13 protein-coding genes are annotated in these 17,520 nt (G+C 64.2%); all 13 read left to right on the top strand.

Annotated features, from left to right (window positions below; all coding sequences use genetic code 11):
- The first annotated feature begins 24 nt into the window (after nt 1–24).
- The 13 genes from secE to rpsJ all read left to right on the top strand — a co-directional run bounded on the left by secE (nt 25) and on the right by rpsJ (nt 17,520).
- Nucleotides 25–267: a preprotein translocase subunit SecE gene (gene secE, locus V4558_01210; GenBank protein ID MES2304094.1), complete on the top strand. Its 243-nt coding sequence runs from the start codon at nt 25–27 to the stop codon at nt 265–267.
- Entirely contained in the window at nt 264–827 is a 564-nt protein-coding gene (gene nusG, locus V4558_01205) for a transcription termination/antitermination protein NusG (protein ID MES2304093.1), read from the top strand. Before secE ends, nusG begins: the two co-directional genes overlap by 4 nt.
- A gap of 188 nt (nt 828–1,015) precedes the next feature.
- Nucleotides 1,016–1,441, top strand: coding sequence for a 50S ribosomal protein L11 (gene rplK / locus V4558_01200; protein ID MES2304092.1), 426 nt, complete (start codon nt 1,016–1,018; stop codon nt 1,439–1,441).
- The gene (gene rplA / locus V4558_01195) at nt 1,441–2,130 is read left to right on the top strand and encodes a 50S ribosomal protein L1 (protein MES2304091.1); all 690 of its coding nucleotides are present in this window, start codon (nt 1,441–1,443) and stop codon (nt 2,128–2,130) included. The genes rplK and rplA overlap by 1 nt, the downstream gene beginning before the upstream one ends.
- The gene (gene rplJ / locus V4558_01190; GenBank protein MES2304090.1) at nt 2,127–2,624 is read left to right on the top strand and encodes a 50S ribosomal protein L10; all 498 of its coding nucleotides are present in this window, start codon (nt 2,127–2,129) and stop codon (nt 2,622–2,624) included. Before rplA ends, rplJ begins: the two co-directional genes overlap by 4 nt.
- A gap of 18 nt (nt 2,625–2,642) precedes the next feature.
- On the top strand, nt 2,643–3,023 hold the full coding sequence (rplL, locus tag V4558_01185) for a 50S ribosomal protein L7/L12 (protein ID MES2304089.1): 381 nt from the start codon (nt 2,643–2,645) through the stop codon (nt 3,021–3,023).
- Nucleotides 3,024–3,212: 189 nt separating this feature from the next.
- A complete protein-coding gene (gene rpoB / locus V4558_01180) occupies nt 3,213–7,685 on the top strand; it encodes a DNA-directed RNA polymerase subunit beta (GenBank protein ID MES2304088.1) in 4,473 nt (1,490 codons plus the stop codon).
- A gap of 4 nt (nt 7,686–7,689) precedes the next feature.
- Nucleotides 7,690–12,240, top strand: coding sequence for a DNA-directed RNA polymerase subunit beta' (gene rpoC / locus V4558_01175; GenBank protein MES2304087.1), 4,551 nt, complete (start codon nt 7,690–7,692; stop codon nt 12,238–12,240).
- Nucleotides 12,241–12,515: 275 nt separating this feature from the next.
- Nucleotides 12,516–12,923, top strand: coding sequence for a 30S ribosomal protein S12 (gene rpsL / locus V4558_01170; GenBank protein ID MES2304086.1), 408 nt, complete (start codon nt 12,516–12,518; stop codon nt 12,921–12,923).
- On the top strand, nt 12,920–13,390 hold the full coding sequence (gene rpsG, locus V4558_01165) for a 30S ribosomal protein S7 (GenBank protein MES2304085.1): 471 nt from the start codon (nt 12,920–12,922) through the stop codon (nt 13,388–13,390). Before rpsL ends, rpsG begins: the two co-directional genes overlap by 4 nt.
- 223 nt (nt 13,391–13,613) lie before the next feature.
- Nucleotides 13,614–15,740 (top strand): elongation factor G, encoded by a 2,127-nt coding sequence (gene fusA, locus V4558_01160; GenBank protein MES2304084.1) that lies wholly within the window; start codon nt 13,614–13,616, stop codon nt 15,738–15,740.
- A gap of 95 nt (nt 15,741–15,835) precedes the next feature.
- Nucleotides 15,836–17,038: an elongation factor Tu gene (tuf, locus tag V4558_01155; protein MES2304083.1), complete on the top strand. Its 1,203-nt coding sequence runs from the start codon at nt 15,836–15,838 to the stop codon at nt 17,036–17,038.
- A gap of 170 nt (nt 17,039–17,208) precedes the next feature.
- Nucleotides 17,209–17,520 (top strand): 30S ribosomal protein S10, encoded by a 312-nt coding sequence (rpsJ, locus tag V4558_01150; protein ID MES2304082.1) that lies wholly within the window; start codon nt 17,209–17,211, stop codon nt 17,518–17,520.

Genomic DNA, 17,520 nt, shown 5'->3' with positions numbered 1-17,520 from the left:
CCGAGGCTAGCGAGAGGACGACGAATGACTGAGCAGGCCGGAACCGAACTGGTGGCACCGAAGGCGGGCAAGCTCGCGGCGACGCGGGAATTCCTCGTCGAAGCGCGCGCCGAGATGGACAAGGTCAGCTGGCCGCCGAAGCCGGAGCTGATCAAGGCGACGCGTGCGGTCATCATCGGCTCGCTGATGCTCGGCGTCGCCATCGGCGTGCTCGACTGGCTGCTCCAGAAGCTGCTGGTCGACGGCGTCGCCCTGTTGGCGCGATGACGAGTCCGGTAGTGGGCGGGGAGTATCGCTGGTACGCGATCCAGACGACGGCGGGGCACGAGAACAAGGTGCGCTCGCTGCTCGAACGACGGATCCAGGACGACCCGCGCCCGGAAGGGCAGAAGCTGGTCGCCCAGGCGCTGGTCCCGACGCAGGATGTCGTCGAGATCAAGAACGGCAAGAAGGTCACGGTCGAGCGGAAGCTGTTCCCCGGCTACGTGATCGTGCAGATGGGGATGAGTCAGGAAGCGCAGCATGTGGTCAACTCGATCCAGGGCGTGATCAAGTTCGTCGGGACCAGCAAGGCCCCGTTACCGCTGCGTGATGACGAAGTCGCCCGACTCCTCGGCAAGTCCGAGGCGGAAGCTGATGCTGCGCCGAAAGAGGAGATTCCATTCCTCGTCGGGCAGGCGGTCGAGATCACCGAGGGGCCGTTCTCCGATTTCAACGGCGTCGTCGAGGATGTCCTGGCCGACAAGGGCAAGGTGAAGGTCTCGGTGTCGCTGTTCGGACGCCCGACCACCGTGGAACTGGATTACCTCCAGCTGCGGGGCCACTAGCTAGAAAATCCATGATCCATCATCCATGATCCTGTGTGGATGGTGGAGGATGGATGATGGATGTAGTCCCGGAGAGATCTCCTCTCCGCCCTGCGACCGCCCGGGGATGTGTTGGCGGCAGGATCGGTCTCTGACCGTTCCGTCATTCGGCGACCCGCCTTGCCAGTGGGCGTCGTGAAAGGAGCGACATGGCCAAGAAGATCGTAGCCATGGTGAAGCTGCAGTGCCCGGCCGGAGCGGCTAATCCCGCGCCGCCGGTTGGTACTGCGCTCGGCCCTCACGGGGTCAACATCATGGAGTTCTGCAAGCAGTTCAACGCCCGCACCCAGGCGCAGTCCGGCATGGTGATTCCGGTGGTGGTCACGATCTTTGGCGATCGTACCTTCACCTTCATCACCAAGACGCCGCCTGCCCCGAACCTGCTCCTCAAGGAAGCCGGGATCGAAAAGGGAAGCGCGGCGCCGAACCGTACCAAGGTCGGCAAGGTGACTTCGGCGCAGGTCAAGAAGATCGCCGAGATCAAGATGGTCGACCTCAATGCCTCAGACCTCGATTCGGCGATGCGGATGATCGCCGGCACGGCCCGTTCGATGGGCCTGGAGGTCATTGACTGATGGCGATTCACGGCAAGAAGTATCGCGATGCCGCTGCCAAGGTCGAGGCTGGGCGCGAGTACACGGCGCAGGATGCCGTCAACCTCGTGAAGCAGACCTCCTACACGAAGTTCGACGCGACGGTGGATGTCGCGGTCCGGCTCGGGGTTGACCCGCGCCACGCCGACCAGGTGGTCCGCGGGACCGTCATTCTCCCGCACGGCACCGGCAAGACGGTGCGCGTGCTCGTGGTAGCGCAGGGCGACCGGGCGAAGGATGCCGAGGCCGCAGGCGCTGACTTCGTGGGTATCGAGTATCTCCAGAAGCTGAAAGACGGCTGGCTCGAGTGCGACGTCATCGTCGCCACGCCGGACGTGATGGGACAGCTGGGTGCGCTGGGCCGGATCCTCGGTCCCCGCGGCCTGATGCCGAATCCGAAGGCGGGCACGGTCACGATGGATGTGGCCAAGGCCGTCAAGGAAATCAAGGCGGGCAAGATCGAGTTCCGCGTCGACAAGACGGGGAACGTGCACGCCCCGATCGGCAAGGTGTCGTTCTCTGCCGATCAGCTCGCGGAGAACCTGCAGGCCTTCCTCGAGACCATCGTCAAGGCGAAGCCCTCAGCAGCCAAGGGCACCTACCTGCGCTCTGCCACGGTTACCAGCACGATGGGACCTGGCGTGACGCTCGACACGGCGGGGTATCGATGAGCAAGATCGAACGTCAGGCGGAGGTGGATTCCCTCACCGCCGACATCAAGGCGTCGCCGGACATTTTCGTCACCGACTTCAACGGACTCAACGTCCTGAAGATGACGGACTTCCGTCGCAAGCTGCGTGCAGCTGGCGGCAAGTACGTCGTGGTGAAGAACACGCTGGCGCAGCGGGCACTGGCCGCGAACAAGATCGCGGATCTCGATGAACATCTTGCCGGCAACACCGGCCTTGTCTTCGCAGGCAAGGATCCGATGGCCACCGCCAAGGTGATCGGCGAGTTCGCGAAGCAGCACGAAAAGCCGACGGTCCGAGCGGGGTGGGTTGACGGCAAGGCCGTCGCACCCGCGTACGTCAAGCGTCTCGGCGAGATCCCGCCCCGCGAAGTGTTGCTGGCGCAGTTCGCCGGCTCGCTGAACGGGATCCTTTATCAGGTGGTTGGCGCCCTCAAGGCGCTCCACGAACAGCGCTCGGCCGGTTCGGCCCAGTAACACACGGAGATACATACAATGGCAACGATGCTCAGCAATGACGAAATCATCGACGCGATCGGCGGGAAGACTGTTCTCGAACTGGCCGACCTGATCGAAGCGTTCACCACCAAGTTCAACGTGCAGGTTGCGGCGGCGGCTCCGGCCGGCGGTGCAGGCGGCGCGGCGGCAGCCGTGGTCGAGGAGCAGACGGAGTTCACCGTCATCCTCAAGGCTGGTGGCGAGAAGAAGATCAACGTCATCAAGGTCGTCCGCGAGTTGACCTCGCTCGGCCTGAAGGAAGCCAAGGACCTGGTCGATGGCTCGCCCTCCACCGTCAAGGAAGGCGTGTCCAAGGCCGAGGCCGAGGAAATGAAGAAGCGACTCGAGGATCAGGGCGCGACCGTCGAACTGAAGTGACCCCGAAGGGGTCATCCTGAGCCGGCCGCATTCGCGGTCGGCGAAGGATCTCCCCCCTTCGCAACGGTCACTTTCAGTGAGACGCGATGCCAACAGTACGCGACCTCGAAATCCGGATGACGACAGAGCCGGCCCCCACTCGGAGTGGGGGTCGTGGCTCTGCCGTCGCCATTTGCAAGGGATGTAGCGATGCCTGAGACGCTGCCGGTAATTTCATTCTCGTCGATGCAGGGGGCGATGGACATGCCTCATCTGCTCGACATCCAGACCAAGGCCTTCCAGTCCCTCCTCGTGCCCGACGACGTGGACGGGGACCGTCAGGACGTATCGCTGGAGCGGGTCTTCCGAGACCTCTTCCCGATCTCCGACGTCAACGGGAAGTACTCGCTGGAATTCGTGGGCTACTCGCTGGGCGAGCCGAAGTACTCCGTCGAGGAGTGCATCGAGCGCGACATGACCTATGCCGCGCCCCTTCGCACCAAGCTCCGCCTCGACGTCTTCGAGGAAGTGGACGGCCAGCGCCGGCTCAAGAACGCGATCGAGAAGGAGGTCTATCTCGGCGAGCTGCCGATCATGACCCCGCTCGGCACCTTCGTCATCAACGGCGCCGAGCGCGTCGTGGTGTCGCAGCTGCACCGGTCGCCGGGCGTGGTCTTCGAGGAAGACACCCACCCGAACGGCCAGCGGCTCTTCTCGGCACGCATCATCCCGTTCCGCGGATCATGGGTCGAGTTCACGATCGACATTCACGACGTGATCTACGTCCATATCGACAAGAAGAAGAAGTTCCCGGCGACCGCGCTGCTGCGCGCCTTCGGCTACGGCCAGAATGCCGACATCCTCCGGTTGTTCTTCGCCGAGAAGGTGCTCGACATCACCGGCCGTGCCGACTCGCGGCAGGAACGGCGTGAAATCGTCGGCGCGATGCTCGCGGCCGATGTGCCGAACCCGGAAGACAAGGGCGGCGAACCGCTGGGCAAGCTCGGCGAAGAGCTGACCCCGGAGCGCCTCCTGGCGATGCGTCACGTCGGCGTGAAGCTGGTGCGCGTCTTCGCCGGCTACACCGTGATCGACCTGCGCGACGACGAACTGCCGACCTCCAATCGCGAGCGCGCGAATCACGTGCTCGCGTTTGCCGTGGCCGATCCCGAGACGGGTGAAGTCCTGGCCGAGGGCTCCAGCGAGCTCACCGACAAGCTCCGCGCCAAGCTGGTGAAGGCCGGGGTGACCAAGGTCGAGATCCTGCTGCCGGCCGGCAAGGGCGAGTCGCCGCTGATCCGCAACACGCTCTCCAAGGATCCGACGCACTCGGAGCAGGAGGCGCTGGAACAGATCTACGCCCTGCTGCGTCCGGGCGATGCGCCGAACCTCGAAACCGCACGCCAGCAGATCCAGAAGCTCTTCTTCAATCCGAAGCGCTACGATCTCGGCCGCGTCGGTCGCTACAAGATCAACCAGCGGCTCCGGCTCAAGGTCGATCCGAATCACACGGTGCTCACGGAAGACGATTTCGTCCAGATCGTGCGCTACCTGATCGACCTGCACGATGGTCGCGGTTACACCGACGACATCGACCACCTCGGCAACCGCCGGATCCGGTCGGTCGGCGAGCTGATCGCCAACCAGTTCTCGGTCGGCCTCTCGCGCATGGCCCGGCTCGTCAAGGAGCGGATGAGCATCAACTCCGATCCGGAGAAGATCTCGCTCGACGACCTCGTCAACGCCCGCACGGTGTCGGCAGTCATCCAGGCGTTCTTCGGCAGCTCGCAGCTGTCGCAGTTCATGGATCAGACCAACCCGCTCGCCGAGCTGACCAACAAGCGTCGTCTCTCGGCCCTCGGACCTGGCGGCCTCACGCGTGAGCGCGCCGGCTTCGAAGTCCGCGACGTGCACTACTCGCAGTACGGCCGGATGTGCCCGATCGAGACGCCGGAAGGACCGAACATCGGCCTGATCACGTCGCTCTCGACCTACGCGCGCATCAACGAGCTCGGCTTCATCGAGACGCCGTATCGCGTGGTGAAGGCCGGCAAGGTCACCGGCGAACTGCACTGGCTCTCTGCCTCCGACGAAGAAGACTTCGCCGTGGCGCAGGCCAACGCCGGCCTCAAGGCCGACGGCTCGTTCGTCGATTCACTGGTGCTGACCCGTAAGGGCGACGACTATCCGTTGCTCCCGCCGGCCCGCATCGACTACATGGACGTGGCGCCGGAGCAGCTGGTCTCCATCGCCGCCGCCCTGATTCCGTTCCTCGAGCACGACGACGCGAACCGCGCGCTGATGGGCTCGAACATGCAGCGCCAGTCGGTGCCGCTGCTCTTCCCGCAGGCGCCGACGGTGGGCACCGGGCACGAGCAGAAGGTCGCCGTCGACTCCGGCGCCGTGATCCTCGCCCGTCGTGGCGGTGTGGTCACTCGCGTCACGGCCGACGAAATCATCATCGACGCCGGCGTCGAAGGCACCGATGCCACGATGCCGCTTGGCCGCCTCGCGCGGATCGACCGGTACCGGGTCAAGAAGTTCTGGCGCACCAACCAGGACACCGCCATCAACCAGCGTCCGCTGGTGCAGCAGGGTGAGCGGGTCACCGCCGGCCAGATCATCGCCGACGGCGCCGCCACCGAGGCCGGTGAACTGGCCCTCGGCTCGAACGTGCTGGTCGCGTTCATGCCGTGGTACGGCCACAACTTCGAAGACGCCATCGTGCTCTCCGAGCGCCTGGTCAAGGACGACGTCTACTCGTCGATCCACATCCAGGAGCTCGAACTCCACGTCCGCGACACCAAGCGCGGCCAGGAAGAAATCACGCGGGAAATCCCCAACGTCTCCGACGAGGCGCTGGTCGACCTCGACGAGCGCGGGATCATCCGCATCGGCGCGCACGTCAAGCCGGGCGACATCCTCGTCGGCAAGATCACGCCGAAGGGTGAGACCGAGCTGTCACCGGAAGAGAAGCTGCTGACGGCGATCTTCGGCGAGAAGGCGAAGGACGTGAAGGATTCGTCGCTCAAGGTCTCGCCCGGGATGAAGGGCACCGTGATCGACGTCAAGATCTTCTCGCGCGTCGAAGGTCCGGTTGTCGACAAGGACCGCGGCGAGCGGATCGGCGATGTCCGCCGGCACGAGGCCGAGGAGAAGACCCGCATCACGCAGGCGATGCTCGAGGAACTGACCGAGAAGCTCGAAGGTCAGGAAGTCGGGCTGATGCTCAAGGCCGGCACCGTCGAGGAGCTGAAGCCGCAGGGCTTCAAGCTCAGCAAGGGGTCACTCGAGTCGATCGACCTGGGCGATGTCGACCTCAAGACGCTGCGCGTGGCCGACAAGCACGCCAACGAGAAGATTCGCGCCACGCTCGATGCCGCCACGCGCGAACGCGCGAAGGTGGAAGAGAAGGCCGAAGACCAGATCGACAAGATCCTCCAGCCCGATGAACTCCCGCCGGGAGTGATTCAGCTGGTGAAGGTGTACATCGGCGAGAAGCGCAAGATTTCCGTCGGCGACAAGATGGCCGGTCGTCACGGTAACAAGGGCATCGTTGCGCGCATCGTGCCGGAAGAGGACATGCCGTTCCTTCCGGATGGTTCGCCGGTCGACATCGTGCTCAATCCGCTCGGCGTGCCGAGCCGCATGAACGTCGGGCAGATTCTCGAGACGCACCTCGGCTGGTGCGGCCGGATTCTCGGCTTCAAGGCGAAGACGCCGGTGTTCCGCGGCGCCGAAGAGAACGAAATCGGCGTGCTGCTCCGTCTGGCCGGGCTCAGCTGGGCCGGGTCGGCGTTGCGCCTGCCGGTCGAGGCACCGTCCCCTGATGTCGGCACCATCGAAGCGCTGGTGAAGGACCTCAAGGGTTCGGCGCACCACGTCGGCCACCTGCTTGATGCGACCGGTGTCGAAGCGCTGTGGATGAAGGGCGCCTCGAAGAGCACCACCGCGCTGGCGAAGGAAGTCGAGAAGTTCCTCGATGCCGCAGCGGCTGAACTCGTCAAGCGTGAGCGGTCGCAGGTCGAGACCGAAATGACGATGCACGATGCGCTCATCGCCGAAGCAGAAGGTGACGAGAAGGCGCACCTGCAGACGGCCCGCAAGGCGCTGGCGGCGCAGGCCAAGGGCGACGATGCCACCTTCCTCAAGGGGATGGGGCTCGAGACGCTGGCCGCGGCCATTGGCGGTTCGGCCACGGGCGAAGTCATCGGTGAAGCAGTCGACAAGCTGATCCGTCACGCCGGGCTCACGCCGGCTGGCAAGGCGCGCCTGCGTGACGGGCGCACCGGTCAGGAGTTCAAGGGTGACGTGACCGTCGGCACGATCTACATGCTGAAGCTCAGCCACCTGGTCGACGACAAGATCCACGCCCGGTCCATCGGGCCGTACTCGCTCGTGACGCAGCAGCCGCTCGCCGGCAAGGCGCAGTTCGGCGGCCAGCGCTTCGGCGAAATGGAAGTCTGGGCCCTCGAGGCCTACGGCGCCGCGCACGTCCTGCAGGAGATGCTCACCGTCAAGTCCGACGACGTGAACGGCCGCAGCCGCGTGTACGAAGCCATCGTGAAGGGGCAGAACCTGCCTGAGCCCGGCATTCCCGAGTCGTTCAACGTACTCGTGAAGGAATTGCAGGCTCTCGGCCTGAAGGTCACGCTCGGCACCACCGAAGCGGGCGAGGAGTAAGACCATGATCGATTTCCGCAGCGGCCGCGAGCCCAAGAGCTCGAGCTTTGACTACATCAGCATCCGGATTGCGAGCCCCGAGGAGATCCGGGGCCCGCGCGATCCGAAGGAACGCGAGCGCCTGGAGCTGCAGGGCTCCCGGTACTGGTGGTCTTGGGGCGAGGTCACCAAGCCCGAGACGATCAACTACCGCTCGTTCAAGCCGGAAAAGGACGGCCTCTTCTGCGAGCGCATCTTCGGTCCGGTCAAGGACTGGGAATGCCATTGCGGGAAGTACAAGCGCATCCGCTACCGTGGCGTGATCTGTGATCGCTGCGGCGTCGAGGTGACGCTGAGCAAGGTGCGTCGTGAGCGGATGGGTCACATCGAGCTCTCCGTGCCGGTGGCGCACATCTGGTTCTTCAAGACGCTGCCGTCGCCGATGGGCAACCTGATCGACATCACGCTCAAGGAACTCGAGCGCGTCCTCTACTACTCGTCCTACATCGTGCTCGATGCCGGCAAGCAGGAAGTCGAGGAGAAGCAGCTGCTCGACGAGGACGAGTACCTGACGATGCGGAGCAAGGCCGCGCAGGAGGGCGACACTGCCTTCCGTGCCGAGATCGGCGCGCCGGCCGTGCGAGAGCTGCTCAAGGGACTCGACATCAAGACCCTGGCCGAGGAACTCCGGGCTGGCGTCGCGGTGGAGACCTCGCAGCACCGCAAGAAGCAGATGCTCAAGCGCCTCAAGATTGTTGACGCCTTCCTCTGCTCGGGTGACAATGGCGAGTCTGCCAATGACCCGGCGTGGATGATCATGGACGTGATCCCGGTGATCCCGCCCGACCTGCGGCCGCTGGTGCCGCTCGACGGCGGGCGCTTCGCCACGTCCGACCTGAACGACCTGTACCGGCGTGTCATCAACCGGAACAACCGTCTCCAGAAGCTGATCCAGCATCGCGCGCCGGAAGTCATTCTCCGGAATGAGAAGCGGATGCTGCAGGAAGCGGTCGACGCGCTGTTCGACAACGGCCGTCGCTCGAAGGCGATCCGTGGTCGCGGCAAGCGTCCGCTGAAGTCGCTCTCCGACATGCTGAAGGGGAAGCAGGGTCGCTTCCGCCAGAACCTGCTCGGCAAGCGCGTCGACTACTCGGGTCGTTCGGTCATCGTCGTCGGTCCGGAGCTCCGCCTGCACCAGTGCGGTCTCCCGAAGACGATGGCAGTCGAACTCTTCAAGCCCTTCATCATCCACAAGCTGGTGGAGAAGGGTATTGCCGAGACCGTCAAGCGCGCCAAGAAGATTGTGGAGCGTGAGAGCCCCGAGGTGTACGAGATCCTCGAGGAGATCATTCAGGACCACCCGGTGCTGCTGAACCGCGCACCGACGCTGCACCGCCTGGGCATCCAGGCCTTCGAACCGAAGCTGGTCGAAGGCAAGGCGATCCGCATCCACCCGCTCGTCTGCGCGGCGTTCAACGCCGACTTCGACGGCGACCAGATGGCCGTGCACGTGCCGCTCTCGTTCGAGGCGCAGCTCGAAGCCCGCGTGCTGATGGTGTCGTCGAACAACATCCTGAAGCCGTCGGACGGTCGTCCGGTGGCCGAGCCGTCGCAGGACATGGTGCTCGGATCGTATTTCCTCACCAAGCTCCCTGCGGGCTTCGAAGAGGCGATGCGTGTCACCGGCCCCAAGCTCGAGGAAGTGAAGGCGAAGCTCTGGAAGGACGCGCAGTACTACGCGTCGATTGCCGAACTGGAGATGGCGCTGCTGCACGGCACCGTGCTCCACCAGACGGCGATCCACTTCTGGTTCGTGCCGCCCTCGGAATCGCTCGACGCCCGTTCGCGGTGGGTCAAGACCACCGTGGGCCGGGTGCTGTTCAACAACATCGTGCCGCGTCGCGTGGTGGCCGAGCTGGGCTTCCGCGACGAGCTGATGAAGAAGAAGCAGCTCTCGGAGACGGTGCTGCAGAGCTACCGTCGTGCCGGCTTGCGCGAGACGGTCGAGTTCCTCGATCGCCTCAAGCGTTTCGGCTTCGAGTTCGCGACAGGTGGTGGTATCTCGATCGGTATCGAAGACCTGCAGATTCCGGCGGAGAAGGTCGAACTGCTGGCCGAGGCCCAGAAGCGCGTCGAGCGCTTCCAGAAGGCCTACAACACCGGTCAGATCACCTTCGGCGAACGCTACAACAAGGTCATCGACGCCTGGACCCACGCGAACAACGACGTGGCCGAGGCAATGCTTGCCCATATGCGGAAGTCGCGCGGGGGCTACAACCCGGTCTTCATGATGTACGACTCGGGTTCCCGTGGTTCGCGTGACCAGATCCGTCAGCTCGCCGGTATGCGCGGCCTGATGGCGAAGCCGCAGAAGAAGCTCACCGGCGGTATCGGCGAAATCATCGAATCGCCGATCAAGTCGAACTTCCGTGAAGGACTCACGGTGCTCGAGTACTTCATCTCGACGCACGGTGCCCGCAAGGGTCTCGCCGACACGGCACTGAAGACGGCCGACGCCGGTTACCTCACGCGTCGTCTCTGCGACGTGGCGCAGGACGTGACGATCACGGAAGAGGATTGCGGGACCGTGATGGGTCTCGAGATGATGCCACTCAAGGAAGGCGAGGACATCATCGAGCCGCTGCGTGACCGGATTCTCGGCACCGTGGCAGCCGACGACGTGACCGATCCGCACGAGCTCGACGAGTTCGGCGATCCGAAGATGCTGGTGCAGGCTGGCCAGCCGATTGACGAGGAAATTTCGCAGAAGATCGACGACGCCGGGATCGAGAAGGTCAAGATCCGCTCGGTGCTCACCTGCGAGTCGAAGCGTGGTGTCTGCCGGATGTGCTACGGCCGCAACCTGGCCACGATGGAAGTCGTGGACCTGGGCGAAGCGGTCGGCATTCTCGCGGCGCAGTCCATTGGTGAGCCGGGTACGCAGCTGACGCTGCGAACCTTCCACATCGGTGGTACCTCGTCGCGCATCGCCGAAGAGGCCGAGCGTCGCGCCCGTACCGATGGTCTGGTGACGTACACCAGCGACCTCGAGTGGGCCGACGTGGATGTCGAGTACGAAGACGGCATCAAGTCGTCGATCCGTATCGCGCTGACGCGCGAGACGGAATCGGCCACCGAAGAAACCAAGGCCGGCATCGTCATCGTCGACCCGAAGGATCACAAGCGGGCGCTCAATCGTTACGCCGTCCCGGAAGGCGCACTGCTCCAGGTCAAGGAAGGGGAGCTCGGCACCAAGGGCGACAACGAGAAGCGCGCAAGCATTCTCTACACCTGGGACCCGTACAACGCACCGAGCATCATCAAGACCGATGGTGAACTGCGCTGGAAGGACCTGGTGCCGGGCGTCACCCTGCGCGAAGAACTCGACGAAGGCACCGGACTCCGCTCGGTCGTCGTCGTCACCGACCCGGATCGCGAGCTGCATCCGTCGGTGCTGGTGTACCAGGCGAACCGCAAGGATCCGCAGGAGTACACGCTGGCCGAAGGGTCACGCATCATTCTTGGTTCGCCGACCGATCCGGTCTCGCGCGCCATGAACATGCCGCCGGAAGCCAACCCGTGGTCGGAGCAGTTCAAGGTCACTGAGCATCCGATCAACGTGGCGTGGCCGAGCAAGACGAAGAAGGAGAGCAAGGACAAGACGGTCTTCCTCTCGCCGCCGGTCAAGGTGTCGAAGGGTGTCACCATCACGAAGATTCCGCGTCAGGCCTACAAGACGCGCGACATCACCGGTGGTCTGCCGCGCGTGGCCGAACTCTTCGAGGCGCGTCGCCCGAAGGATCCGGCAACGATGTCGGAAATCGACGGCGTGGTGAAGTTCGGCGAGATCAAGCGCGGCAAGCGCGAGATCTACGTCTTCCCGACCGCTCCCGACGGCACCGTGCCGGAGGATATGGAAGCGCGGGTGTACGAAGTGCCGGCCGGCAAGCACCTCCGGGTGCACGAGGGTGACCGCGTTCGCGCTGGTGACCGTCTGACCGAAGGCCCGGTGTCGCCGCACGAGATCCTGCAGATCAAGGGTCCGCGCGCGGTGCAGGAATACCTGCTGAACGAAGTGCAGGAGGTCTATCGCCTGCAGGGTGTGCGCATCAATGACAAGCACATCGGTGTGATCGTGCGCCAGATGCTCCAGAAGGTCCGCGTCACCGATCCGGGCGACACGACCTTCCTCGACGCCGAGACGGTGGATCGTCTCAGCTTCCGCGAGGAGAACGAGCGGGTGATGAAGCGGAAGGGTGCGCCGGCGACGGCGGAACCGGTCCTCCTCGGCATCACCAAGGCGTCGCTGACCACGCAGTCGTTCATCTCGGCCGCCTCCTTCCAGGAGACGACCCGGATCCTGACCGATGCGGCTATCCGCGGGGCGCGAGACGACCTCAAGGGGCTGAAGGAGAACATCATCATCGGCCACCTGATTCCTGCCGGCACCGGTCACTACCGGTATGTCGACCTCGAGATCCAGCCGCCCGAGGGCTTCGAGCCCCCGCCGCCGCCGGAGCCGATCGAGGAAGTGCCGCTGGAAGTGGTACTTGCCACGGAAGAAGTAGAAGCCTGAACGCGGTAGTTTGCGTTTCGTAGTGAAACGGCGCTCCTCGCAAGGGGGCGCCGTTTTGCGCACAGAGACTAGAGATGAGCGACTGGAGACTAGAGAAAGCCGTCCTTGGCGATAAATCCACGCCGGCTCTGAGCTCCTCTAGTCTCTAGTCGCTCATCTCTAGTCTCAGGCTTTAGGCCGGGTTGACCTGCCGTAAGTACGCCAGTATCTTGCAGATCTGTCGCCAAACCCAACTTTTTTGGGATTGGGACCCAGGCTTTCAAACGAACGGGTGTATGCCGACGATCAACCAGCTCCTCCGTCACGGCCGCTCAGAGCCCATCTACAAGGGCAAGGCGCCGCATCTTCAGGGAAACCCGCAGAAGCGGGGCGTGTGCACGCGCGTGTACACCACCACGCCGAAGAAGCCGAACTCGGCTCTCCGGAAGGTCGCCAAGGTGCGCCTGACGAACGGGATCGAAGTGATCGCGTACATCCCGGGTGAAGGTCACAACCTGCAGGAACACTCGATCGTCATGATTCGTGGTGGCCGTGTGAAGGACCTGCCGGGTGTGCGCTACCACATCCTCCGCGGCACGCTCGACGCCGCCGGCGTGAACGACCGTCGCCAGAGCCGCTCCAAGTACGGCGCCAAGCGCCCGAAGGCCGGCGCGGCTGCTACGGGCAAGGGAGGTAAGAAGTGAGCCGTCGCAATTCTGCGGTGAAGCGCACCGTTCCACCGGATCCGCGCTACGACAGCCAGACGGTGTCGAAGTTCGTCAGCAACCTGATGAACGACGGCAAGAAGAGCCTCGCCGAGGGGATCTTCTACAAGGCAATGGACATGATTGAAGAGCGCACCGGTCAGCCGGGTGTGGCGGTCTTCAAGCAGGCAGTCAACAACACCAAGCCCGCGGTCGAGGTGAAGAGCCGTCGCGTTGGTGGTGCGTCGCTGCAGGTGCCGGTCGAAGTGCGTCCCGAGCGCCGCACGGCGCTGGCGATGCGCTGGCTGATCAGCTTTGCGCGGGCCCGTGGTGAGAAGACGATGGCGGAGCGGTTGGCGGCGGAACTGATCCTGGCCAGCAAGGGCGAGGGCAACGCCATCAAGAAGAAGGAAGACACGCACCGGATGGCCGAGGCCAACCGCGCGTTCGCTCACTACCGCTGGTAGGTCTGATCACGCGGTGATCGCTCGACGATCATCGCTGAAGTAGTTAAATCGGTGTCACGTGAGCGGCAGTCCGCCTCCCACCTCTGATGCCTTCGACAATCGCCGGGATGTCCATGTGACATCCTAGTCTCGGGGTTCGCCCCGGACTGGCGCGGAGCGATACCGCGGGCCCTTCGGGGCCCGGCCCGGTCGCCCCGCTTTTTCGCTGGGGAAAAGGCTGCTTATGGCGCGTCACACATCGCTCGAACTGTACCGGAACATCGGCATCATGGCCCACATTGATGCCGGTAAGACGACTACGACCGAGCGGATCCTGTACTACACGGGCAAGAGCCACAAGATTGGCGAAGTCCACGATGGCGCGGCCACGATGGACTGGATGGAGCAGGAGCAGGAGCGCGGCATCACGATTACGTCGGCCGCGACCACGTGCTTCTGGACCCGCCATGGCGAGAGCGATTCCCAGGGTACCGGCGCCGAGCATCGCATCAACATCATCGACACCCCGGGCCACGTCGACTTCACCGTCGAAGTGGAACGGTCGCTGCGCGTGCTCGACGGCGCGGTCGCGCTCCTCGATGCCGTCGCCGGCGTCGAGCCGCAGACCGAGACCGTCTGGAAGCAGGCCGACCGCTACGGCGTGCCGCGGATGATCTTCGCGAACAAGATGGACCGCGTCGGCGCGAATTTCGAGCGCTGCCTGGCGATGATCAAGGACCGCCTCAGCCGCCGCGCCTTCGCGCTGCAGCTCCCGGTCGGCTCCGGCGAGACCTTCACCGGTCACATCGACGTGCTCACCCTCCGTCAGTACATCTTCGATGACTCGACGATGGGGAAGAAGTTCAAGGTCGTCGACTGCCCGCCCGAGTTCCTCGAGGCCGCCAAGCTGGCGCGTCACGAGGCCATCGAGGCCGCGGTCGAGTTCGACGACGAGCTGATGGAGAAGTACCTCGGCGGCGAGACGCTCAACATCGACGAGATTCACCGCGCGATCCGCAAGGCCACGATGGCCATGCAGTTCGTCCCGGTCCTCTGCGGCGCCTCGTTCAAGAACAAGGGCGTGCAGGCACTGCTCGATTGCGTCATCGACTACATGCCGTCGCCGATGGACATCCCGGCGATCGTCGGCCACGACCTGCACGACGAGACCAAGGTCATCGAGCGGCATCCGTCCGACGATGAGCCGTTCGCCGCGCTCGCCTTCAAGATCGCGACCGACCCGTTCGTCGGCCGCCTGACGTTCTTCCGCGTCTACTCGGGCAAGCTCGAGGCCGGCAGCTACGTCTACAATGCGAGCAAGGACAAGCGTGAGCGCACGTCGCGCCTGCTCCAGATGCACGCGAACAAGCGCGAAGAAATCAGCGAAGTGCTCGCCGGCGACATCGGCGCAGCGATCGGCCTCAAGGAAACCCGCACTGGCGATACCCTGTGCGATCCGGAGAATCCGGTCATCCTGATCCGGATGAAGTTCCCGGAGCCGGTCATCGACGTGGCCATCGAGCCGAAGTCGAAGGCCGACCAGGACAAGCTCGCGATCGCGATGCAGAAGCTGGCCGAGGAAGATCCGACGTTCCGCGTGCGGACCGACCCGGAGACCTCGCAGACGATCATCGCCGGCATGGGCGAGTTGCACCTGGAAATCCTGGTCGACCGCATGCGCCGCGAGTTCAAGGTCGAGGCCAATGTCGGTCGTCCGCAGGTCGCGTTCCGCGAGACGATCACCAAGCGCGTCGATGATGTCGAAGGGAAGTTCATCCGGCAGTCGGGCGGCAAGGGTCAGTACGGCCACGTCGTCATCAACATCATGCCGGGCGAGCAGGGCACGGGCTTCACCTTCGAGGACAAGATCGTCGGCGGCACCGTCCCGCGCGAATTCATCAAGCCGGCCGAGGCCGGTATGCGTGAAGCGCTCGAGAACGGCATCCTGGCCGGCTATCCGATGGTCGACGTGAAGGCGCAGCTGGTCTTCGGTTCGTACCACGATGTCGACTCGTCGGAAATGGCATTCAAGATTGCCGGCTCGATGGCCATCAAGGAGGCGGCGCGTCAGGCCGGCCCCGTGATCCTCGAACCGATCATGGACGTCGAAGTGGTCTGCCCGGAAGACTTCCTCGGGGCAGTCATCGGCGATCTGTCGTCGCGTCGCGGCAAGGTTGGCGGCATGAACCAGCGCGGTGAGTCGCAGGTCGTGACGGCGATGGTGCCGCTGGCCGAAATGTTCGGCTATTCGACCACGCTGCGCAGCGCCACCCAGGGTCGCGCCGTGTACACGATGCAGTTCCATCATTACGAAGAAGTGCCGAAGGCTGTCGCCGAGCAGATCATCACGAAGAACGCGGCGGCGAAGTAACCCGGAGCAGCGGGTAACACGGAACACAACGTACGGGCGCCGCGAGCGGCGCCCATACTGACGAAGACCACAACGCAGTTTTGGAGATCGTAGAAATGGCCAAGGCGAAATTCGACCGGACCAAGCCGCACGTGAACGTTGGCACGATTGGCCACGTTGACCACGGCAAGACGACGACGACGGCCGCGCTGACGAAGGTGTCGGCCGATCGCGGCTGGGGCACCAAGTACATCTCGTACGACGAAGTGGCGAAGGCCTCGGCGTCGCAGGGGCGTCGCGATGCGACGAAGATCCTGACGATCGCGACCTCGCACGTCGAGTACGAGACGAAGAATCGCCACTACGCGCACGTCGACTGCCCGGGCCACGCCGACTACGTGAAGAACATGATCACGGGTGCCGCGCAGATGGACGGCGCGATCCTCGTGGTGAGCGCGGTCGACGGCCCGATGCCGCAGACCCGTGAGCACATCCTCCTCGCGCGCCAGGTCAACGTGCCGAAGGTGGTGGTGTTCCTGAACAAGTGCGACCTGGTCGACGACGCCGAGCTGCTGGACCTGGTCGAGCTCGAAGTGCGGGAGCTGCTGAGCCAGTACCAGTTCGATGGCGACGATGCGCCGGTGATCCGGGGCTCGGCCATCAAGGCGATCGAGGGCGACCCGGTGTGGGTGGCCAAGATCGACGAGCTGTACGACGCCCTGGATACCTACATCCCGGAGCCGGTGCGCGAGACCGACAAGCCGTTCCTGATGCCGGTCGAGGATGTCTTCTCGATCACGGGTCGTGGCACGGTGGCGACGGGGCGTATCGAGCGTGGCCGCGTGAAGGTGCAGGAAGAAGTGCAGCTGGTCGGCTTCGGCGCCGAGAAGAAGGTCATTGTCACGGGCGTCGAAATGTTCCGCAAGCTGCTGGATGAGGGTGTCGCGGGCGACAACGTCGGCCTGCTGCTGCGCGGCGTGGAAAAGGCGGAAATCGAGCGCGGGATGGTGCTGGCGAAGCCGGGGTCGGTGAAGCCGCACACCCAGTTCGAGGCCGAGGTCTACGTGCTGGGCAAGGATGAAGGCGGCCGTCACACGCCGTTCTTCAAGGGCTACCGGCCGCAGTTCTACTTCCGCACCACGGACGTGACGGGCGCGTGCGAGTTGCCGGCGGGCGTGGAGATGGTGATGCCGGGCGACAACATCCAGATGACGATCGAACTGATCATCCCGGTGGCGATGGACGAGGGGCTGCGGTTCGCGATCCGCGAAGGCGGCCGCACAGTCGGCGCCGGCGTCGTCACGAAGATCCTGAAGTAGGCGTCGCGCTCGCGCGACGCACCATCGGAGTGGCGCTGCGCTCGCGCAGCCCGATCTCTGGAAGGCTGGAACCGTGCCGCCCCAGGGCGGCACATACAAGCTCCGAAATGGAGCGAAGCGGCAGTGACCCGGGACAATCCCTGGTCATGATGAGCAAACGAAAGGACTAAGTGATGGCTGGAAAAATCCGGATCCGCCTGAAGGCGTTCGACCACGTGGTGCTGGATCAGGCCGCGGCGGATATCGTGCGCACGGCGGAAAAGACCGGCGCCCAGGTATCGGGCCCGATTCCGCTGCCCGTGAAGATGGAGCGCTGGACCGTGCTGCGGTCCCCGCACGTCGACAAGAAGAGCCGTGAACAGTTCGAGCTGCGGACGCACAAGCGTCTGCTCGACATTCACGACTCCCGTCCCCAGACGATGGATGCGCTGACGAAGCTGGATCTCCCAGCCGGCGTAGACGTCGAGATCAAGGTCGATTGA

The sequence above is a fragment of the Gemmatimonadota bacterium genome (assembly GCA_040388535.1).
Taxonomy (GTDB): Bacteria; Gemmatimonadota; Gemmatimonadetes; order Gemmatimonadales; family GWC2-71-9; genus Palsa-1233.
The sequence above is the reverse complement of the archived record's forward strand: the minus strand, read 5'-3'. Positions and strand labels throughout refer to the sequence as shown.